The 20656-nt window shown below is 67.8% G+C and carries 22 protein-coding genes; 6 read left to right on the forward strand and 16 right to left on the reverse strand.

What is annotated here, in order from left to right; genetic code table 11:
• Nucleotides 1–56 precede the first annotated feature (56 nt).
• From QM624_RS00490 to QM624_RS00500, 3 genes are all read right to left on the reverse strand, one after another.
• Nucleotides 57–1325, reverse strand: coding sequence for a nucleotide sugar dehydrogenase (locus QM624_RS00490; protein WP_415088105.1), 1269 nt, complete (start codon nt 1323–1325; stop codon nt 57–59).
• The gene (locus QM624_RS00495; RefSeq protein ID WP_415088106.1) at nt 1325–2242 is read right to left on the reverse strand and encodes an NAD-dependent epimerase/dehydratase family protein; all 918 of its coding nucleotides are present in this window, start codon (nt 2240–2242) and stop codon (nt 1325–1327) included. The genes QM624_RS00490 and QM624_RS00495 overlap by 1 nt, the downstream gene beginning before the upstream one ends.
• Before the next feature lie 167 nt (nt 2243–2409).
• Complete coding sequence (locus tag QM624_RS00500) at nt 2410–3843, reverse strand: polysaccharide biosynthesis tyrosine autokinase (protein ID WP_415088107.1); 1434 nt, start codon at nt 3841–3843, stop codon at nt 2410–2412.
• A gap of 151 nt (nt 3844–3994) precedes the next feature.
• Between QM624_RS00500 and QM624_RS00505 the strand changes: the two genes are divergently transcribed.
• Entirely contained in the window at nt 3995–4570 is a 576-nt protein-coding gene (locus QM624_RS00505; RefSeq protein ID WP_415088108.1) for a hypothetical protein, read from the forward strand.
• A 36-nt stretch (nt 4571–4606) separates the two neighbouring features.
• Nucleotides 4607–5464, forward strand: coding sequence for a glycine betaine ABC transporter substrate-binding protein (locus tag QM624_RS00510; protein ID WP_415088109.1), 858 nt, complete (start codon nt 4607–4609; stop codon nt 5462–5464).
• Nucleotides 5465–5639: 175 nt separating this feature from the next.
• On the opposite strand, the gene QM624_RS00515 is transcribed toward QM624_RS00510, so the two are convergent.
• The 3 genes from QM624_RS00515 to QM624_RS00525 form a co-directional block, all read right to left on the reverse strand.
• Nucleotides 5640–7094, reverse strand: a complete 1455-nt coding sequence (locus QM624_RS00515; RefSeq protein ID WP_415088110.1) for a glucosaminidase domain-containing protein — start codon at nt 7092–7094, stop codon at nt 5640–5642.
• A gap of 261 nt (nt 7095–7355) precedes the next feature.
• Nucleotides 7356–8876, reverse strand: coding sequence for a sensor histidine kinase (locus QM624_RS00520; RefSeq protein WP_415088112.1), 1521 nt, complete (start codon nt 8874–8876; stop codon nt 7356–7358).
• The gene (locus tag QM624_RS00525) at nt 8873–9613 is read right to left on the reverse strand and encodes a response regulator transcription factor (protein ID WP_415088113.1); all 741 of its coding nucleotides are present in this window, start codon (nt 9611–9613) and stop codon (nt 8873–8875) included. Before QM624_RS00525 ends, QM624_RS00520 begins: the two co-directional genes overlap by 4 nt.
• Before the next feature lie 102 nt (nt 9614–9715).
• Here QM624_RS00525 and QM624_RS00530 point away from each other — a divergent pair, with 102 nt between their 5' ends.
• Nucleotides 9716–10486 carry an adenosylcobinamide-GDP ribazoletransferase gene (locus QM624_RS00530; RefSeq protein WP_415088114.1) on the forward strand — a complete coding sequence of 257 codons (771 nt, stop codon included), beginning with the start codon at nt 9716–9718 and terminating at the stop codon, nt 10484–10486.
• A 200-nt stretch (nt 10487–10686) separates the two neighbouring features.
• Here QM624_RS00530 and cobU read toward each other — a convergent pair whose 3' ends face one another.
• From cobU to QM624_RS00555, 5 genes are all read right to left on the reverse strand, one after another.
• On the reverse strand, nt 10687–11220 hold the full coding sequence (gene cobU / locus QM624_RS00535) for a bifunctional adenosylcobinamide kinase/adenosylcobinamide-phosphate guanylyltransferase (RefSeq protein ID WP_415088115.1): 534 nt from the start codon (nt 11218–11220) through the stop codon (nt 10687–10689).
• A gap of 29 nt (nt 11221–11249) precedes the next feature.
• Nucleotides 11250–11531 (reverse strand): acylphosphatase, encoded by a 282-nt coding sequence (locus tag QM624_RS00540; RefSeq protein WP_415088116.1) that lies wholly within the window; start codon nt 11529–11531, stop codon nt 11250–11252.
• A gap of 131 nt (nt 11532–11662) precedes the next feature.
• Nucleotides 11663–11878: a CsbD family protein gene (locus QM624_RS00545; protein WP_415088117.1), complete on the reverse strand. Its 216-nt coding sequence runs from the start codon at nt 11876–11878 to the stop codon at nt 11663–11665.
• 195 nt (nt 11879–12073) lie between these two features.
• Nucleotides 12074–12562, reverse strand: coding sequence for an aminoacyl-tRNA deacylase (locus tag QM624_RS00550; protein WP_415088118.1), 489 nt, complete (start codon nt 12560–12562; stop codon nt 12074–12076).
• Nucleotides 12562–12990, reverse strand: coding sequence for a CBS domain-containing protein (locus QM624_RS00555; RefSeq protein ID WP_415088119.1), 429 nt, complete (start codon nt 12988–12990; stop codon nt 12562–12564). The genes QM624_RS00550 and QM624_RS00555 overlap by 1 nt, the downstream gene beginning before the upstream one ends.
• Nucleotides 12991–13304: 314 nt before the next feature.
• Between QM624_RS00555 and metB the strand changes: the two genes are divergently transcribed.
• The gene (gene metB, locus QM624_RS00560; protein ID WP_415088120.1) at nt 13305–14477 is read left to right on the forward strand and encodes a cystathionine gamma-synthase; all 1173 of its coding nucleotides are present in this window, start codon (nt 13305–13307) and stop codon (nt 14475–14477) included.
• Nucleotides 14478–14536: 59 nt separating this feature from the next.
• Here the strand turns inward: metB and QM624_RS00565 are convergent, their stop codons facing one another.
• From QM624_RS00565 to ddaH, 4 genes are all read right to left on the reverse strand, one after another.
• Nucleotides 14537–15490, reverse strand: coding sequence for a proline dehydrogenase family protein (locus QM624_RS00565; protein WP_415088121.1), 954 nt, complete (start codon nt 15488–15490; stop codon nt 14537–14539).
• A 217-nt stretch (nt 15491–15707) separates the two neighbouring features.
• Nucleotides 15708–16361 (reverse strand): HAD family hydrolase, encoded by a 654-nt coding sequence (locus QM624_RS00570; protein WP_415088122.1) that lies wholly within the window; start codon nt 16359–16361, stop codon nt 15708–15710.
• A 96-nt stretch (nt 16362–16457) separates the two neighbouring features.
• Nucleotides 16458–17123 carry an HAD family hydrolase gene (locus QM624_RS00575; RefSeq protein WP_415088124.1) on the reverse strand — a complete coding sequence of 222 codons (666 nt, stop codon included), beginning with the start codon at nt 17121–17123 and terminating at the stop codon, nt 16458–16460.
• A gap of 25 nt (nt 17124–17148) precedes the next feature.
• A complete protein-coding gene (gene ddaH / locus QM624_RS00580; RefSeq protein ID WP_415088126.1) occupies nt 17149–17925 on the reverse strand; it encodes a dimethylargininase in 777 nt (258 codons plus the stop codon).
• A 169-nt stretch (nt 17926–18094) separates the two neighbouring features.
• Between ddaH and QM624_RS00585 the strand changes: the two genes are divergently transcribed.
• Nucleotides 18095–19018 (forward strand): alpha/beta fold hydrolase, encoded by a 924-nt coding sequence (locus QM624_RS00585; RefSeq protein WP_415088127.1) that lies wholly within the window; start codon nt 18095–18097, stop codon nt 19016–19018.
• On the opposite strand, the gene QM624_RS00590 is transcribed toward QM624_RS00585, so the two are convergent.
• Nucleotides 18996–19700 (reverse strand): hypothetical protein, encoded by a 705-nt coding sequence (locus tag QM624_RS00590; RefSeq protein ID WP_415088128.1) that lies wholly within the window; start codon nt 19698–19700, stop codon nt 18996–18998. The two genes, QM624_RS00585 and QM624_RS00590, sit on opposite strands and share 23 nt — an antisense overlap.
• On the opposite strand from QM624_RS00590, the gene QM624_RS00595 reads away from it, so the two are divergent.
• Nucleotides 19687–20349, forward strand: coding sequence for a hypothetical protein (locus QM624_RS00595; protein ID WP_415088129.1), 663 nt, complete (start codon nt 19687–19689; stop codon nt 20347–20349). The genes QM624_RS00590 and QM624_RS00595 overlap by 14 nt on opposite strands.
• Nucleotides 20350–20656 lie beyond the last annotated feature (307 nt).

Here is a 20656-nt window from a genome sequence, read left to right on the forward strand (position 1 = left end):
ACGCGCGGAGCTGCTCGGCGATCTCCTGAGCACCGGGCGGCTGGTGTGCGGTCGATCTAGAGCCGGACGGTGCGCGGATTCTTGCTGGCCCCGCGGGTGTCGAGGAAGATCGGGCTGCGGTCGGGCAAGTCCTCCAGGTCGTAGCACGAGTGGGCCTGCAGCAGCACCACGATCTGCGCTTCCTTCGCCGCTGCCACGGCGTCCGGCAGGCTTCGGAGTCGGACGCCGTTGCTCGCCTTGATCTCCCACTCCGGCACGAACGGATCGTGATAAGAGACCTCGGCGCCCCATTCCAGCAGCTGTTTCGCCAGCGGATCGGCGGGGCTTTCGCGACGGTCGGAGATGTTGGCCTTGTAGGTCACCCCGAGGAGGAGAACCCGTGCGCCGTTCACGGCGATGCGACGCTCGTTGAGCGCCTGCCAGATTCGGTTCGCCACGTAGAGCGGGGCAGCGGTGTTGATCTCCTCGGCGAGCTCGACCATCCGGAAGGCGTAGCCCAGCTGGGCCTTGACGCGATGGCTCAGGTAGGACGGGTCGACCGGGATGCAGTGTCCGCCCACCCCAGGTCCGGGGCGGAAGGCCATGTATCCGAAGGGCTTGGTGGCCGCGCAATCGATGGCATCCCAGAGGTCGATTCCCAGCTGGTGCGAGAACCGCACCATCTCGTTGACCAGCGCGATGTTGACGTGCCGGAAGGTGTTCTCGATCAGCTTGGCCAGCTCCGCCTCCTTGGCACCCTTGGCCTCGATCACGGTATCGACGAATGCCGCGTAGAAGTCGCGCGCCGCCCGGGTGCACGCCGGTGTCAGCCCGCCGACGACCTTCGGGGTGTTCTTGATGCCGAACTCGACGTTCCCGGGATCGATCCGCTCCGGAGAGAAGGCGATGTGCACGTCGGTGCCCACCCTAAGCCCACCGGCGACAACGAGCGGGGCGAAGACCTCCTCCGTGGTGCCCGGATAGGTCGTCGACTCCAGGATCACCAGCGCACCGGACGCCACGTGCTTACCGATCGCCTGGGCGGCGCTGGCCACGGGCCGCAGGTCGGGGCCGCCGTCGCTGCTCAGCGGCGTGGGCACGCAGACGACCACGACGTCCGCCGACGCGATGCAGCGAGGATCGCTCGACGCGGCATAGCCACCGCGGAGACCCGCCTCCAGCTCGGCGTCCGCGACGTCGTCGATGTGCGAGACGCCGGCGTTCAACTGCTCGACGACCGCGGAGTTGCTGTCCAGGCCGACCACCGAGAAGCCCTTCTCGGCGGCCCGGAGCGCCATGGGGAGACCGACGTATCCCTGTCCGATGACAACGAGATTCTTCCTCATCAGAGCTCCTTGAACCATGCGACGGTCTCGGCCAGTCCCTGCTCGAGGCCGATCGGCACCACCGCCGGGAAGAGCGAGCGAAGAACGGTGTTGTCCGCTTGGGAATGCTTGACGTCACCCGGGCGTGGTTGTCGGTGCACGACCTGCGCAGTCATGCCGGACGCCGCCTCGAGTTCGGCGATCAACTCGAGCAGGGTGGTGTTGGTGCCGAAGGCGAGGTTGACCGGTTCCGGGTGGGAGAGTCGTCGTTCGCTGGCATCGAGCAGCACGCGGCAGACCGTCCCCACGAAGGTGAAGTCGCGGGAATGGCCGCCGTCTCCGTTGACCGGCAATGGCTCTCCCCGCATCAGTGCGTCGATGAAGGTCGGAATCACCGCCGCGTAGACATGGCCCGCGCGCTGCCGCGGCCCGTAGACGTTGAAGAAGCGAAAAGCCAGGCTCTTCATGCCGAATGACTGCTGGTATGCCAGCGGATACTGTTCGGTGGCGAGCTTGGAGACCGCATACGGGCTCATCGGGCGAACCCATTCCCGCTCGCTCTTCGGCAGTGCGGGGTTGAGGCCGTATACCGATGACGACGATGCCGCCACCACGTGGGAGACCCCGCGCGCACGGGCTGCTTCGAGGACTGCCAGCGTTCCGGTGGCATTCGCGGCATGGGTGGCCACCGGGTCGCTGATACTGCGCGGCACACTGCCCAGTGCGGCCAGGTGCACCACGGAATCGACTCCGTCCATGGCGTCGGCCAAGAGGTCACCGTCGAGGATCGAGCCGGGAAGGAAGCGCAGGTCGAGTCCCTGCAAGTTTTCCTGGTAGCCGGTCGAGAGGTCATCGATGACGACGACCCGATGGCCGTGGGCCATGGCGAGCCGGGCGAGATTGGAACCGATGAAACCGGCTCCGCCGGTGATGAGCAAACGCAAAGTGGAGTCCCCTGGGGTGGGTGGGTGAAAGGGACGTACCTCACCCTAGTTGACCGGGTGAAGGACGCGATGAGCTTGGTCAGCGCGCGGGCTAATCGGATGGGCTGGGAGCCTGTGATTTCAGTGGACCGGCCGAACGGAATGCTCGCGTGCTCACTCCATCATGCATTGTTGCCAGCCGGCACCTTTGTGGGGCGCGTGCTGCGATGTAACCGATCGTGGTGAGGGGCACCCTTCGCCGCGGATTCGTGTTTGTAGTGGTAGTAGTAGCCGTCGCCGTTCCCCACCTTTGCCTTGTTCAGGACGATGCCGAGCGTGGTGCCGTTCACCTGGTCGAGGGTGGCCACCGAGTCCTCCAACTCGGGCACGGTCACCACACCGCTCCCCGCAACGATCAACGCCCCGCCGGTCATAGTGGAGAGGATCGCGGCATCGGTGACCGGCAATAGCGGAGCAGCGTCTATAACGACGATGTCATACACCGCGGTCACCTCTGCCAGCAGCCGCCTCATCGCGTCGGAGGCCAGCAACTCGGCCGGATTGGGCGGAATTTCTCCCGCGGCAACGACATGGAAACCCCCGCTTCCGATCGGCTGCACCACATCCTCGAGGGCGGCCCTCCCGATCAGCACGGTGGTTAACCCCACCGATCCTTCGATGTTGAGGTACTTAGCTACCGTGGAGCGGCGCAGGTCGGCGTCGATCAGGAGTACCTTCTTGCCACCCTCGGCGAGGGTGCTGGCGAGATTGATCGACGTGGTCGACTTCCCTTCGCCAGCAATTGACGAGGTGACGACAAACGAATTGCTCTCTGTCCCGTTGGCGACCTGGAGGAACTGCAGATTCGTGCGCAGTTTCCGATAGGCCTCTGCACGCAGGGAATGCGGATCGGTGAACATGACCAGTGGGTGCTCAGCGGCGTCCGGATCGAAGGGGACTTTCGCAATCACTGAGTGATCTGTGGCGCGGACCACATCATCTTCGGTGCGGATCGAGCGGTCGAGCGTGTTGCGTAGGACAGACTGCCCGAATCCAAGGGCGAGGCCGGAAAGGAGTCCGACCGCAAGGTTCAGCACGGTGCGAGGAGTAGTCTTTTCCAAGGGGATGGTGGCCGGAGTCACGATGGTGGCGACTACCGCGCGCTTACCGTTCGAGTCAGCAGGCGACAGTTGCTCGACCGTAGTAACCAACTGCTCGCTGGTGGCCTGCGCGATGCGAGCGCCCAACTCAGGGTCACCATCGACCACCGCAATCTCGATGAGTGCGGTATTGGTTGGGATGGATGCGCTCACCGAATCGGCCAGTTTCGCCGGAGTGATGTCGAGCTGGAGTTTCGTGATGACCGGCTGCAGCACGGTTGGGGTGGTTGCAACCTGCGCGTAGGAGCGCACCTGATTGGTGGCGTAGGTGGCGCCCTGTGCCAGTTCCGAGGCGGAGTCGCCACCGCGAACGGCGAGGAAGACCGCGCTTCGAGCGGTGTAAGTCGGCGGTGAAAGTAGCGTGACCATTGTCGCGCCGACAAGCCCGATCAGTGTGATTGCGACGATGCTGACCCAGTATTTGCGCAGCACGGCTACATAGTCGCGCAGTTCCATTCTTGGCGTGCTCCTTGGGGGGTGTTCCGCTACGGGGGGTTAGCGGCCGTCAGATTCTAGCGCCAAAGACCCGTGTTAACACAATCCACACTCTGCCGCGCCCGACCCGCCGTCAGAGATGCAGCACGATCTCCCTCCCCAGAGATGCGGCATGATCTCTCCTGTGACTAGCGAAACCGAGAATGATCGGCTCCGGGTACTCAGCGTGTGTGTCGGCAATATCTGCCGATCGCCCGTCTCGGAATTCCTGCTCCAACACGAGCTGGGTGACCGGGTGGAGTCGACCAGCGCGGGCACCCACGCCCTAGTGGGGCAGCCGGTGTATCCGCCGATGGCGTCCCGGCTGGACGCGGTCGGCGTCGCCCACGACGGTGCCGCTCGACAGGTGGACGAACCACTGCTGCGTCAGTCCGACCTCATTCTCACCATGACCCGGGAACTCCGCTCACGGGTGGTTGAGCTGGTGCCGGCCGCGGTGCGGCGAACCTTCACCCTCGCGGAGTTCGCCGAGATCGTGGCGGCCGCTCCGCACCTGGCGCACCCGCCGTCCGGGCGAGCCGAGCTGATCCCGCTGATCACCGCCGCCGCGGCCCAGCGGTCTGCCGTCGCCGGTCGGGGCGCCGACCTCGACATCGCTGACCCCTATCGACGGCAGGACGCCGACTATGCGGTGGCCTTCGAGCAGATCCGCCGGTGCGTAGCGGTGATCGCGGACGCGTGGCGCTGACCGATCGCCGCCGCGCCTGGTGGCAAAGTGGGCGCAATGAGGCGACTCGGGGTTCTTCTGTTCGCTGTGCTGCTGACGCTCGCGGCGTGTGCGCGGCAGGCGCCGGCGACCACGTCCGAGACGCCGGGATCTCAGGGCGTGCCGGCGGTGCGCGTCGGTGCCACGTCCGATCCGACCGTTCAGGTGCTGGCCGAACTGTATGTGCAGGCACTCTCGGGGAAAGGCAGAGCAGCCCAGGTCGTCGAGGTCGCTGACGACGTCAACGGCCAGGTGAGCCGGCTGATGGCCAACGAACTGGACGTCGTGCCGACGTTCGCTTGGTCGGCAGCCCAGTCGCTGCAGGTCGACTCGTCCGACCCGCAAACCCTGGTCTCCGACCTCGCCACCGCCCTGGACGGGGAGGTCGCGGTGCTGCAGCCGTCCAAGGTTGACCGGGCCTGGCGATACGTTGCGGCCAAGTCGAACGTCTCACTGCTCGACCTGACCAAGAAGACCAAGGTCGTCGCGCCCGAGCGGTGGCGCAAGGCGCCCGACGGCGAGGCCGGTCTGGCGGCGATCTATCAAGTGAAGCCGTCCGTCACCACGGTGGCGGGGGCCGATCGGCGGCTCGCGCTGGTGAAGGGGGGCACCATCGGAGTGTTCGACGGCACCGAACCGCAGAGCACGGACGCCGCGGTGAAGCCGGTCGACGACCCGAAATCCATGACCACCGCCGATCCCCAACTCGCGCTGCTGCGTCTCGACCTCGCTGGTGATGACACTGTGCTTGATGTCGTTCAGCAGTTGCATGGGGCGTTGGACAATGCGGCAATCATCGAGATCCGCAAGCGATCGGTGAACGAGGGCGTCCCGGCTGCGGTGGGGGAGTGGCTGAAGGCGCATCCGCTGAGCTGACCATTGGCGCGGTGGGAGATCCTGGCCTTCGCCGGGATGACGGTGGTCGGGCTGAGTCGGCGGCGGTCGCGGGTTGGCCGAGATCGGGGTCTCGACAAGCTCGACCAACGGTGGTTTCGACAGAGCCAGCCAACGGTGGTCGGGCTTCGACTAGTCGGGCCGTCGATTTGGCTTGTCAGCCGAACAACTCACCCCAGGTGCGCACGGAGACGATGCCGGTTTGCGGCAACTTGTACTTCTTCTGCAGGGTCCTGACCGCCTTGTCCGTCTTGGCGCCGAATTTGGTGCCACCGTCGACTTTGTAGCGACGGGCCTCGAGTATGTTGTGCACGGCCGCGACCTGGTTGCCCTTGGCGCCCTTCCGGACGTCGGGAGCGAGCCGGGTCAGGGTGAGCGGATCGGCTTTGCCGGTTGCTGTCAGCTTCCGCTTCTTCTGGTACGCCTTCACCGCTGACACCGTGTCGGTGCCGAAGTAGCCGGTGGTCTTCACCTTGTGGCCGGCCTTGATCAGCAGATTCTGCAGCGCTGTGATCTTCGCCCCGCGATCGCCCTTCTTGAGGGTGAGGGTGATGTGCAGGTCGTATTTGGTCAGTCCGTACTTGGTGATCAGTTTGTACACGCTGTCGGCGTACGACTTCTTGGACGACCAGCCTGCCTTCGCGATCGCGTTCAGGAACGCTTTGGGGCTGGTTGTCTTCATCGCCGACTTGTAGCGTCCGGTCGACAGCACCGCACCCTGGTCGGTGACCGAGTCGCTCATCGACTTGTACTTCCGGTATTTGGTTCCGTTCACCTTGAGGCAGCTCTTCGAGACTTTGCTCTTGGCTCCGCCGCACAGGATTCCGAAGTAGTTCTTGGCCTTCTTCGTCACCGTGCTCTTGCCCGAGTCGGAGTGGTACAGGCCCTGGGCGATCGTCACCGAGGCCGGCACCCTGGTGGTCGCCTGATTGCGCTGCGCCAGCGGTGCCAGTGAACTGATCAGGGCCTTGTTGGGGTCGGTCTTCGGCTTCTTGGGTTTCGGGGCCGGCTTCTTGGGTTTGGGCTTGGCTTTCGGCTTGCTGACGTCGAACCGGTACAGGTTCCAACGCTTCATGGTGTTGATCACCAGCGTCGAGTAGTTGGGGTCGGTCGCGTAGCCGGCCTTGTGCACCGCCTTGATGAACTTGTCCGGATCGTTGGTGTATTTGAATGCTGGGTTGTACCGGTCGGCGTAGTTGAGCAGCCGTCCGTGGTCGAGGAAAGACTTCTCCATTGAGGAGTAGGTGCGGAACTTGCTGACGTATTTCTTCTTCTTGCCCTTGATGTACTCGTACGAGGCGAGTGACACGCACCCCTTCTGGTACGGGCTGACCGCGGCGCTGCATTTGATGCCGAAGTAGTTCCGATACTTGGCGCTGAGCCCCGACAAACCCCAGCCCGATTCAAGAATCGACTGCGCGATCGTCACCGCACGCGGCACGCCGTATTTCTTCTTGGACGCCGTCGCGGCCTTGGCCGCCTTGGCGATGTACGCCTCGTAGTCGACGGCTGCTTCGCTGTCGTCGGCGCCCACGGTGGCTGTCGCGAGACCGGCGGCGGTGAGGGCGATCGCGAGGAGTCCGATGCGGATCCGGGCAGAGGGGTGAGTCATGGCCAGGTATTCAAACCCTGAGAAGTAGCTCAGAGCCAGCTTAAGTCTCGACCCCGCATCGACGGATGGCCTGATGAGTGCGCCCTGACTAGGTGATTCGCGTGCGCCAACCCTCAAGTGGCACCTGATGCTGGGTTCGAGTGGACCGAAAAGAACCGTCCCTGCGTACCGGTTTGCGGCGGGCCGGAGGTGAAGGTCTCGACAGGCTCGACCAGCGGTGCCGCGAGGGCCTCCGCAGGCTCGATCGCGGGGGTGGTGGGGCTACGGAGCCACTGGGATGCGGATGGTGAAGACCGTGTGGCCAGGGCGTGAGTCGACGGACGCCGTCCCGTGGTGCGCGGCGACCACGGCCGCCACGATCGCCAGACCCAGACCGGTGGACGAGCCGCCCTGCTTGCGTGCGCGGCTGACCTCCGCCCGGGTGAAGCGCTCAAAGACGGACGCCTGAAGCTCTGACGGCACTCCCGGTCCGTTGTCGGTGACCGTGATCACCGCCGTCCGGCCGTCCACCGCCACCGCGGTCTCCACCTGGGTGCCGGGCGGGGTGTGCGTCCGTGCGTTGCCCAGCAGGTTGGCGAGCACCTGATGCAGCCGGTAACGGTCGGCCAGCGCGACGACCGGCTCATCAGGCAGCGACAGCGACCAGCGATGGTCGGGGCCGGCGACGCGGGCGTCGCTGGTGGCGTTGAGCACGATCTCGGTGAGGTCGGTCGGCTTCAGGTCGAGAGCCGGTCCCGAATCCAGCCGGGCGAGCAGCAGCAGATCCTCCACCAGGGTGCTCATCCGGTCCGATTCGGACTCGATCCGGGTCATCGCGTGTGCCATCGCCGGCGACATGTCGGCCCGTTCGCGACGGGTCAGCTCGGCATAGCCGCGGATCGCAGCCAGGGGATTGCGCAACTCGTGCGAGGCGTCCGCGACGAACTGCCGCAGCTTCATCTCCGAGGCGTGCCGGGCCGCCAGCGCACCCTCGACGTTGTCGAGCATATGGTTGAACGCCAAGCCGACCCGTCCGACCTCGCTGACCGGGTCGGTGTCGGCCGGGCTCACCCGGACGATGCCCTCCACCTCGCCGGTCTCCAACGGCAGGTTCGACACCGTCGTCGCGGTGCCCGCGAGCCGATTCAGCGGGGCCAGGCTGCGGACCACCACGCCACGCGCGGCCACCACGGCGATCACGATCACCGCACCGGTGAGCAGCGCCTCGAAGATGACCAGCGAGGTCATCGCGCTGGTCACCTGGGCCAGCGGGATGCCCACGATCACCGTCCGGGTGTCGTCAGCACCGGCGGTCAATCGGTAGAGCCCGTAGTCGGCGAGCTGAATCGTGGCCCTGTCCCCGGGGTTCAGGTTGAGCGTCCCGAGCAGGTCGCGGGCCTCCACCGACAGTGAGGTGAAACGGGGGCCGAAGTTGCTGGCGCGATCGACCAGGATCACGCCCTGAATGGTGCCGCCTGACTCCTCCGCGATGATCGTGCCGATCTCCTGGCCGCCCGGACCCGGACCGCCGTTGCTGGGCCCGACCTGACGTGTGACGGCACGGTCGAGACGGGAATCCACCTGACCGACCTGGATGTTGTAGACGCCGAGGGCCACCACCGTGCTCAGCCCGATCGCCACGATCGCGACCAGTGCCGCGACCCGCACGACCAGCCGCCGTCCGAGAGTGCCCTTGGCGAGCGGTCGGACGGCGGAGGCCGGCTGCGGAGCCTCCGGCTGCGAGGGGACGGAGGCCTGCGGCAGGGGCGCCGACGGGGGAGGCGCCACGGGAGGAGTGCTCATTCCGCCGCCGGTTTGAGCACGTAGCCGGAGCCGCGCAGGGTGTGGATCATCGGCGCCCGGTTGGCGTCGATCTTCTTGCGCAGGTAGGAGATGTACAACTCGACCACGTTGGCTTGGCCGCCGAAGTCGTAGTTCCAGACCCGGTCGAGGATCTGCGGCTTGCTCAGCACCCGGCGCGGATTGCGCATCAGGTAGCGCAGCAGCTCGAACTCGGTGGCGGTGAGCTGAATCTCGTCGCCGGCCCGGGTGACCTCGTGGGAGTCCTCGTCGAGCACCAGGTCGCCGACCACCAGCTGAGAGCCGGGGTGCAGCGTGGTGGCGCCCGTGCGGCGCAGCAACCCGCGCAACCGGGCGATCAACTCTTCCAGCGAGAACGGCTTGGTGACGTAGTCGTCACCGCCGGCGGTGAGGCCGCCGATCCGGTCGTCGACCGCGTCCTTGGCGGTCAGGAAGATGACCGGCACATCGGGCTGCTCGGTGCGGACCCGGCGCATCACCTCGAGACCGTCGAAGTCGGGCAGCATCATGTCGAGCACGATGGCATCCGGACGCACCTCGCGGGCCACCTTGACGGCATCCAGGCCCGAGCCGGCCGTCGCCACCTCCCACCCCTCGTACCGCATCGCCATGCTGAGCAGTTCGGTCAGGCTGGACTCGTCGTCCACCGTGAGGACCCGGATCGGGGTGCCGTCCGGCCTGGTCAGTGGTTCGTTGCCACCGCGGGTGCTGGTCGTCATGTGTTCAATCTGTCAGCCTCCTGTGAGGCGGGGCTAGGCGCCCGCTGTGGGTTTCCTGTGAGTGCCGAGGGTAGTCGGTGGGATCGCTGGAATGATGGAAGGGTGCGCACGCGGGTGAGGGACGGCTGGCGGCTCGCGGTGGGCACGCTGACGATCCTGCGGGTGCCGCCTCCCAGCCGGGTCGATCGCGGGACGGCCGGGGTGGCCGCCGTCCTGGCCGCGCCGGCTTTCGTGCCGGTGTCGATGCTTGCCGCCCTGGTCGGCTGGGGCTTGTCGTTGGTGCTGCCCGGGGTGGTCTCCGCGCTGCTGGTGGTCGGGCTTGTCGCCTGGCTGACCCGGGCGATTCATCTCGACGGCCTGGCGGACACCGCGGACGGTCTCGGCTCGGGACGTCCGGCTGTGCGGGCGTTGGAGATCATGCGTCGCGGCGATATCGGGCCGATGGGTGTGGTCACCCTGATCGTGGTGCTCGGCCTGCAGGTGGCGTCCGTGGCGGTGCTGCTGGGGCGTCCGTGGGGTTGGCTGGCGGTCGCACTTGGGTTGTGTGCCGGACGCGGTGCCCTGGTGATCGCTGCTCGTCGTGGCGTGACGGCGGCCCGCAAGGACGGGCTCGGCGCCGTGTTCGCGTCCAGTGTGCCGGCGCCCGTCGCCGGCGTTGTCTGGCTGGTCCTGGCCGGCTTGCTGGTGCTGGTGAGCTGGCTGATGGGTGCACCGTGGTGGCAGGGTCTGCTCGCCGCCCTAGTCGGAGCCGCTTTCGCGGCGTACTTGGTGCGCCGGTCCGGTCAACGCCTCGGCGGGATCACCGGCGACGTCCTGGGTGCCGCGATCGAACTCGCCGCGACCGGCGTCCTGGTGGTGCTGGCTGCAGCCTGAGTGGGACGGAGGGACGGTTCTTTTCGTCCCACTTTCCGCGTTCGGGTGGGACGAAAAGAACCGTCCCCGCGTTCCAAGGTGCGTCTGAGACGGGTTCTCGCTGCGACCAAGGTCCGTCCCCCTGGATGCGAATTTCGAACGTGGAAGAACCGTCCCCGGATGTGCGAGAAGCGCTGAATCGGGAAGGAAATGGACCCCGGTCAGAGGTGCAGGGGGCGTCCGGCGACCATCAGGACGACGTCGTCGCTGACTGTTGCGAGTTGTTGGTTGGTGCGGCCGAGGAGGTCGGCGAAGAGGCGTCCGGACGGGTGGGCAGGGACAACGCCCCAACCCACCTCGTTGGTGACCGCGACGATCGGGTGTGGGTGGTCGCGCCAGGCGTCGAGCAGGTCCTGCACGGCGGTGTCGAAGAGGTGATGCCAGTCGTCGAACGGCTGGTCCCAGGTGCCCCAGGTGTCGATCGAGCGGGTGAGCCAGGTGCCGAGGCAGTCGATCAGCACCGGTGACGTGCTGGTGGTGAGAGCCGCGGCGAGGTCGACGGTTTCGACCGTCCGCCAATGCTCAGGGCGGCGCTGCTGATGGTTCCGGACGCGGGCCGCCCACTCCGGGTCGGACGCCGGATCGGCCGGGTAGCCGGGGGTGAGATAGGTCACCTCGCCGACCTCGGCGAGCAAGGACTCGGCGTAGCGCGACTTGCCCGAGCGCACCCCGCCGGTGACCAGCACCTTGTTCATGCGGCGACCCTATGTCGGACGGCGGCCGCTCAGCGGACGGAGAAGCCGCGCAGAGAAGGATCGGGGGTCGTCCAGTCGATGGTGTGGTCGGTGACGCGTCCGGGCCGTCCGCGACGGGTGGGTTGCTCGATCAGCGCCCGGATCAGGGTGCCCAGCGCCTCGGTCGAGCCCTGGGCATGCACCTCGACCCGGCCGTCCACCAGATTCTCCGCGTAGCCGGTCAGGCCGAGTTCGCGTCCCAGCCCCATCACCCACCAGCGGAACCCGACACCCTGCACGTAGCCGTCGACCCGAATCACCGCGCGTTCCATGGATGAACCCTATTCATTGACCGCGAGACCGCCCCCGCCTTGTGTCGCGTGCCACATGCGGACGGCGCCGCCGGGGGGGTGGCGGCGCCGTCGCGCGAGTGTTCTTGCTGAGTCAGGGAGCGAGCAACGGCTCAGTGCTGAGCCTTGTCGGCGGCATCGCCTGCCTTGTTTGCGGCGTCCTTGAACCCGTCCTTGACGGCTTCACCGGCCTGCTTGGCCTTGGCGCCGGCCTGATCGGCCACGCCCTCGGCTTGGAGACGCTCGTTGTCAGTGGCGTCACCGACGGCCTCTTTGACCTTGCCGCCGACCTCTTGAGCCTTGTTCTGGATCTTGTCGCCGATACCCATGCGTCCTCCTTTGTGATGCGGGGTGTGCTGCGGTGCGGTTGCACGTGTGGCCAGGCTAGGTCGGGGGATGGGTGTGCCCAATCACCCCTTGGGGTGGGCGTCTGCGGTGCTCAGAGGTCTCGACGGACGGGGGTGGACTGGGTCTCGACAAGTTCGACCAGCGGCTGTTCGGAGGAACTCGACTGGCGCTGCGGGCTAGGCGATGTCGGCGACGGTCGCACCCAGGGCACGGATCATCTCATCGGCGTCAACGCTCAGGGCGACACCATGGGCGCCGCTGCCCATCGACACCCGGCGTCCGGTGATCGAGGCGTCGGCGATGACCGGCAGGGCAGTGCGGGCGCCGAACGGGGTGATCGTGCCCCGTCCGTAGCCGGTGACCTCGCGGGCGGTGTCGGCGTCCGGCATCGAGAGCCGTGAGACGTCCAGCAGGGCCCGCAACTTCGGCCAGGCGATCACGGCGTCGCCGGGGACCAGCACGAACAGGTAATCGTCCGGGCCCCGCCGGACCACCATCGTCTTGACGATGTCGCGCGGCTCGATGCCACGTGCCGCGGCGGCCTCAGCCAACGAGCGCACCGGACCATGCCGAGTCACCCCGACGTCGAGCCCGAGCGATCGCGCGGCGAGTACCGCTGGCGGATCCTGAGCGGGCGCGTCCGAGCTGGAGGTGTCGTCCGGCATCAGGCGTGCAGGTAGCCCAGCAGGTGGTTGCGTTCGTCCAACAGCTGATCAATGCGGTGCTTGACGACGTCGCCGATGGAGATCACCCCGCGCAGTTCGCCGTCGACCACCACCGGTAGGTGACGGATGCGCTGATAGGTCATGGTGTGCGCGGTCTCTTCCAACGTGTCGTTGGGTGTGCAGGTGTGCACCGAGGTGGTCATGATCTCGCTGACCGGCACGGCCAGGACGGACGCGCCGAGGCTGCCGAGCTTGCGGACGACGTCGCGCTCACTGACGATGCCTGCCACGTGGACGCCGTCGGAGGAGACCACGACAGCGCCGATCCGGTGTTCGCCGAGCAGTGCGACCAACTCCTCCACCGTCGCGGTGGGTTCGACGGTGATGACTCCGGCGCCCTTGCTTCGGACGATGTCTTCGATCCTCATAACGGGAAGGTACCTCCCGGCCGGAGGGCGGGAAAGCGATTCGAGGAACTCCCATCTCGTCTCAGGCGGCCCGGCTCAGCATGCGGCCCTGCTGGCTCGACCCGTGGACGGCCCACTGGGGTCGGCCCGGCTCCCACGTGCTGGACGCCTCCGCACGAGCCGGTGATCGGCACCCGGTATTGTCAGCCTGCCGAGCCGCCAACCCCGCGCTCGCCTAACTATTTGCCGCTCGCCGAGTTCAGCGAGCAGTAAATAGTTAGGCGAGCGCGGGGGAGGGGCCGGAGGTTGCGGTGCCGCCTGGCGAGAGGAAGGTCATGACCGAACCATCGCCGATCACCCGCGCGGTGCGGGCCGGGATCGACACCGATCTGACCCACGGTGCCGTCGTGCCGCCGATCTATCTGAGCACCACCTACACGTTCGCCGAGTTCGGGGTGCCGCGTCCGTTCGACTACGCCCGGCGGGGCAATCCGACCCGCAGCGCGATCGCCGAGGCCATCGCCGGACTAGAGGGCGGCGCCGGCGGCGTGGTCACCGCCAGCGGCATGGGGGCGATCACCACGGTGATCACCGCGCTGCTCAAGCCCGGTGACGTGCTCGTTGCGCCGCACGATTGCTACGGCGGCAGCTGGCGACTGTTCGACGCGTTGGCTCGCAAGGGCAGCTTCGAGTTGGTACTCGCCGACCTGACCGACCCGGCGGTGGCCGCCGAGGTCATCCGGACGCGGAAGCCGACCGTGCTGTGGGTGGAGTCGCCGTCCAATCCGTTGCTGCGGATCAGCGACATCGCCACCCTGGCCGATCAGGGCCACGAGGTGGGCGCGACCGTGGTCGTCGACAACACGTTCTGCACGCCCCTGGGGCAGCAGCCGCTCGCGCTGGGCGCCGACCTGGTGGTGCATTCGGCCACCAAGTACCTCGCCGGACATTCCGACGTGGTGGCCGGCGCGATCGTCGGCGGTGACGCGGAACAGGTGGAGAACCTGGCCTGGTGGGCGAACTGTCTCGGCGTCACCGGCGGAGCGTTCGACTCCTACCTGGCGCTGCGCGGCGTCCGGACGCTGCACGCCCGGATGGCCGTCCACGAGAGCAACGCCGCCGCGGTCATCGACCTGCTCGGACGGCACTCCGCGGTGGCCGCCGTCCATCACCCGAGCCTGCCGGGGCATCCCGGTCATGAGCTGGCCGCCCGGCAGCAGCAGTTGTTCGGCGGCATCGTCACCTTCGAACTGCACGGCGGCCTGGGCGCCGCCAAGACCTTCATGGAGGGCCTGACCCTCTTCTGTCCGGCCGAGTCGCTGGGCGGCACCGAGTCGCTGGTGTCGCACCCCGGGACGATGACCCACGCCTCGATGCCGCCCGATGTTCAACTCGCCGCCGGCATCACGCCAGGCATGATCCGGCTCAGCGTCGGCATTGAGCAGATCGACGACCTGCTGGCCGATCTCGCCGACGCCCTGGATCGGGTGACCGCCTCCGCAGAGTGAGCTTCGGTGCTTTTCGCTCGGCTCGCAAGGTGTCTCGACAAGCTCGACCAACGCTGGCTTCAGAAGCCGGACCGGACCTGCTTCTTGCTCGGGCGCTCCACCAGGGCGCGCATCAGGAACATCAGGTTCGCGGGGCGCTCGGCCAGCCGGCGCATGAAGTAGGCGTACCAATCGGTGCCGAACGGTACGTAGACCCGCACCTGGTGGCCGAGGCCGGCCAGCCGGCGCTGCTCCTCGGAGCGGATGCCGAGCAGCATCTGCAACTCGTAGGACGACTGGCTCCGGTCGACCCGGTTGGCCACCGACCTGACGTGCTCGATCATCGCGTCGTCATGGGTGGCGAACAACGGACGTCCGGCGCCCTCCAGCAGGATCGTGGCACACCGCTTGTAGTTGCGGTCGATGGCGCTCTTCGAACGGTGCGCGACCTCGGACGGCTCGGCGTAGGCGCCCTTGCACAGCCGCACCCGCGCCCCCTGGCCGGTGTGTTCGGCGCAGTCGGTGCTGGTGCGGAACAGCATCGCCTGCAGCACGGCGGCCACCCACGGGTAGTCGGCGCGCAGCGTCCGGACCGTACGCAGGGTGGCGTCGGTGGAGGTGTGGTCCTCCATATCGACCGTCACGGTGGTACCGGCGCGCTCGGCGGTCGCACAGATGACCCGGGCGTTGTCGAGGGCCAGTTCGTAGCCGTCCTTGAGCAGTGAACCCAGCGCGGAGAGCTTGATGGACACCTCGACCCGGTCGGCCAGCCCTTCGGCGGCGAGCCGGTTCAGCAGTTCGACATAGGTGTCGGTAACCCGGTCGGCCTGGGTGACGGTGACGGTGTCCTCACCCAGGAAGTCGACGGTGGCCATCAGGTTGCTCGCCAACAGCGCCCGCACCACCCGCAGGCAGTCGTCGGTCGTCTCGCCCGCCACGAACCGCTGGACGACCCGTCGGGTCAACGGGAAACCGACCACGAGCCGCTCCATCAACGGGGCGCGGGACAGGCCCAGCAGCACCGACTTCAGCATCTGGCCTCCTCGACGAGGTCGTTGGCCCGCTGTCGAACCGGGCCAGCGTCACGCATCAGACACCCTAGTGGACCACCGCCATCTATGGGCTAGGTGCGCGGGTCAACGCGTCTGGTCTGGGCGCCCTCGTGTCGAACGGCGTCCGTGGGACGAAAAGAACCGTCCCTTCGTACCGGTTGTGGGACGAAAAGAACCGTCCCCTCGTACCGCAGACCGGTCAGCCGCGCAGGGAATGGGCGAAGTCGAGAAACTCGCGGGAGGCGAGGGAACTGACGGCGAGGACGGACCGGTCGGCGATGGTCGCCAGGACGGCGGGGTCGGTGTTGACCGCGACGAAGGACGCCTGCGCGGCTTCGGCGGCCAGGGCGTCCTGGGCGGTGTCGCCGAGCACGATCAACGGACCGTCGCCGGCGATGACTCGGGCCTGGAGGCCGAGTTCGGCGCGATCGCTGACGTAAGCGCCGGAGGCGAAGCAGTTCCAGTCGATGGCGTCCAGGTCGAATCCGGAGGTGCGCAGCTTGGTCCGGGCGCGCAGCGGCGTGTTGCCGGTCAGCAGGCCGTTGCGCCAGCCGAGCTTCTTGGTCAGCGCCAACGCCTCGTGGGCGCCCGGGACGGGGTCGCGCGGGGTGTGCTCGTAGAACTCGGCGGACAACCGGTCGAGCACCTCCAGGTATTCCTCCACCCGGGACGTCGCCAGTCCGGCCGCCGCCAGGTGCGCCTCGGCCAGCCGACGGTCGGTGAAGCCGTCCCGCGGGCCGGACGGGCTGACCGGCTCGACGCCCAACGCCTCCACGGCTTCGGTGAACAGGTCGGAGCGCCCCTTGGGGCTCTCCACCAAGGTGCCGTCGATGTCCCACAGAGCGGTGATCACCCGTTCACCCTAATGGTGCGGTTGGGTGGTCGTGAGATCCCGGCGTCCGCCGGGATGACGGGGTCGGGATCGTTGGTCGGGATGGGTTCGACAGGATCAACCGGTGGGGGCGAGGTCGCGCACCAGGTCGACGGTGAGGTTGTCCAGGTGCTCGAGGACGGCGGACGCCCTGGCCAGGACGTCTTCGGGTGGAGTCAGGAACGGACGCGGGACGGCGATCACCGGCATGCCGGCGTTCAGGCCGGCCTGGATGCCGCTGGCGGAATCCTCGATGACGACCGTGCGGGCCGGGTCGGCGTCCAGCTGGGAGGCGACCCAGAGGAAGGCGTCAGGGTGAGGCTTGCCGCGGGCCGTGCCCTCCTCGGTGGAGCGGGCGACGGCGATCAGGTCACGGACGCCGAGCGCCTGCAGGGCGTGCTCGATCAGATCGCGCGGCGAGGACGAGGCGACCGCCAGCGGCCAGTGCTCGGCCAGCCGGCGCACCACCTCGCGGGCTCCGGGCAGCACCGGCAGGTCGCGGTCGTAGCGTTCGATCAGTCCGTCGATGGTCCGCCGAGCGGCGATCTCCGCGGTGGGGCCGATGCCCACGACGTCCGACATGTAGCTGGACCATTCCCGGGTGCTCATGCCCATCATCGCCCGGCTCGCCGACTCCGGCCATTCGATGCCGTCCTGCGCGGCCAACTCGCGGCGCACCGACTCCCACACCGGTTCGGTGTCGATCAGGGTGCCGTCCAGGTCGAAGATGACCGCCTGGATCACGACTTCGCCCTCGCTGCCGACCGGTTCAGGAGGGGAGTCCGCGCAGCCGCACCGACAGGCAGGTCACGCAACCCTCGAGCTTCTCGAACTCGCTGATGTCGACCGGCACCGGGGTGTACCCGCGGGCGGCCAGCAGTTCGGCCGTCTTGGGTGCGGACGCCGAGATCAGCAGCCGGTTCTCGTTGAGCAGCACCACGTGGGCGCCGTCCGGCTCGGGCACCTCGAGATACTTCTCGAACACGGTCGGATCGTCGACGAACGACGGATGACCCAGCACGGTGCCGTCCGGCAGCGCGGTGACCGCCGACTTCAGGTGCAGCACCTTGGTGATCGGCACCTCGATGACCTGGGCGCCCAGCGGCTCCAGTGCGGCGGCCAGCTGGCGGGCGCCCTCAGAGTTGGTGCGGTCGCCGACCCCCACCCAGACGGTGCGGTCGTGCTTCAGCACGTCACCGCCGTCCAGGGTGCCGGGGCTGGTGATCCGGGCGATCTTGTAGCCCAGGCTGCGGACGGCCAACTCGGCACCGGGAATCTCGGCACGCCGCTCGGACGCGCCGGGGTTCGCGATCACCGCGACGTCGGCGTAGGCGACCATGGTGTCCTCGATGAAGACGCTGTCGGGGCAGTCCTCGGCGGGTGGGGCCTCAATGGTCTCCCAGCCGTTGGCTTCCAGGGTCGCCCGATAGCCCTCCCACTGCTGGATGGCCCGGTCGACGTCGATCGGCTGGGGTTCGATATGGGTCAGCAGTCCTTCGGTCAGACGAGGCGAAGGGCGCCGTACGAGAGCTCGCTGATGATGCACGCGCCCAGTGTGGCGCTTATGTCGCAAGCTGGACGGAGGACGCGCCGATGGCGAGACGGGTCGTCCGGCGGGACTTGCCGGAAACCGGCAACCGGGAGCACAGAGGAAGCGGACCGGTCCGGGCTCCGCGGAGCCCAATGGACCCTGTGCCGCGCACTACGATCGACACATGCGCGGCCTGGTCACCCTGACAGTCGACACCGCGCGGGAGCTGGCCGAGCCGTCCGGACGGGCACTGCAGTTCGTGGCCCGGCTCGATGACCGCCAGGCGCCGCTGGAAGCCCTGGTGGTGGGCCCGGAGGCGTCACGGCTGCTGGTCTACTTTCCGGGCTTCAACACCCCGCTCGGCCCGTGGGAGATCGCCAAATGCCGCATGCTGGCGGCGTCCTTCGGTGAGCCGGTGCTGCTGACCGAGATCCCCGGAATGAGCCGGTTCGGTGACAGCCTGCCCGGCAAGATCCGCAAGAGCATGCTGCGCGGCGAGATCGAAGCCTGGACCGACCTGATGGTCGACTACCAACTGGCCGCACTCGAAGCCGTCGGTTGGCCGCTGCCCGAACGGGTCGATCTGATCGGCTACTCGACCGGGTGCTCACTGGCGGTACCGGCGCTGCGGCGGTGGCAACAACTCGCCGAGGTCGGCTCGATGACGCTGATCGAACCGGTCGCCACCTTGTCGCGCAACCTGCTCACCCTCGAACTGCACAATCTCTCCGACGTGCTGCGGCAGCCGGCGAGCTACGCCACCAACCACGCCCACGACTGGGTGATGCGGGCACGACGCCGACAACTGCGCGAACCGTGGGTGCGGTACGGCCCGGTCGACCTGGTCGCCATCGCCCAGGTGCTGGCTCAACCGCACCTGCCCGGCGATCTGCCGCTGGACGGGTCACAGATCGTCAACCTGGTGCGTGGTGAACGGAGCGACCTGTGCCGCCGGGACTCGTTCCGGGCGCTGCACGCCCTCGCCCCGGACGCCGGACTCACCGTCGAGGTGGCCGGTTTCGGACACCCGCTGTGGCATTCCTTCCCGGTACTGGACGCCGTGGTGCCGCTGCTGGGCGAGACGGTCAGCAGGGCGGCGGCAGGGTGATCGAGTCGTCGGCACCCCGGTAGCCGATGGCGATCCGGGTCACCGTGCCGCTGCCGTCCACGATGTAGGCGATGTACTGGTTGGGTGAGGTCAACGCCCACTGGTTGACCGTCATATTGCCCTCGGTCATCACGGTCTGCTTCAGCGCGTCGCCGTAGATCGCCTGCAGGTTCGCCAACGGGGTACCCACCCGGACGCCGCGGCTGCTGGGGAACGCCGGGTTGCGGATGTCGATCGCACTGACCCGGCCGCCCGAGGCGTACACCTTCACATCGCCCAGCAGGTCGGTGGGCGACTGCGAACTGCAGGCGGTCGGCGCCTGTTGCAGCACGCCGAGTTCCACGGCGTCCGCCCAGTCGAGACCGAGCTTGACCGGTCCCAGTCCGTCGATGAGGAACGTCCAGCCCAACCGGTTGGCGCCGTCGTTCAGGCCGTCGGTCGGGGTGGGGGTCGGTGTCGGAGTCGGCGTCGGGGTGGGGGTCGGTGTCGCGGTCTTGGTCGCCGTCTTGGTGGGCTTCGGTTTCTTCGTGGTGCGGGTGGGGGTCGGGGAAGGCGTCGCCGAGGGGGTCGGGGTCGGGGTGGTCAGAGTGGGTGTGCTCCGGATCGGGACGGCCCGGCTCGGGTCCGCGGATTGCCGGACCAGGAAGAACCAGGCCAGGAACAGCACGATGACCCCGATCATCGTGCCCAGCGCGATCGCCCGTCCGACCGAGCCCTCACCGGAGGGCCGCTGGCCCGGAGCGTCCGGGCCTGCCGGAGGGGCCGGCGGTGGAGGCTCGGAACCCTTCCCGGACGCCGCGCTACCCGGTGAGGCCGCGGCACGAGGTGAGGCCGCGGCGCTGGTCGAGCCCGCGGGCGAAGTCGAACCGGTGCGCGCCGAAGCGGGGGGCGAAGTCGAAGCCGCGGGCGAAGTCGAAGCCGCGGAGGCGGCCCGCGGAGACGCCGCGGGAGGTCGCGGGGCCGATGGGGGAGGAGGCGAAGTCTTGGGCGATGTGGCTGAAGCGGTGCTCGGGGACGGGGCCGGAGCCGACACAGATGTCGCCGGCGGACGTCCCGCGGCGACCGATGGTCCCGCTGGGGTGGCCGATGCTCCCGCCTCTCTTGTCGCCCCGGCTGACGTCGCCGCCGATTCTGCTGACGTCGCCGCCGAGTCTGCTGGGGTCGACGGCGCTCCGGTCGGTGTTGCTGCGGATTCTGTTGGGGTCGACACTGCTCCAGCCGTTGCAGCCGATTCCGCCGGCACCTCCGGCGTCTCGTCGTCTGCCGGCTCGCCGTCCGAGGGGTCGTCGTCTGCCGGCTCGGCGTCCGAGGGTCGAAGTTCACCCCGGTAGGCGAGCCCTGCGTCGGCCTCGCTCTGGGGCTGGAAGATCCAGCTGCCGTCGGCCTCGGTCTCCTCGCCCCACAGGCTGGTGTCCTCGCCGGGATCGTCGGAACGATCGGTTGGCACGCTTGGTTCCCCTTCGTCGATTGCTGTCGCTACTTTTGCCGACGTCCAATCTGACATGCCCGCCCCGCCGGTTCGAGTCGGACGCCGCCGCGCGGGCCGTCCGTGACACCTCAGATTCGAGTGATCTCCCTTGCCGGACGGGGAAAGCGGCCGAGCCGAGGGATGAGTCTAAGAACTTCCAACCACCGATC

The sequence above is a fragment of the Micropruina sp. genome (genome assembly GCF_047606365.1).
In the GTDB taxonomy this organism is placed as follows: Bacteria; Actinomycetota; Actinomycetes; order Propionibacteriales; family Propionibacteriaceae; genus Micropruina.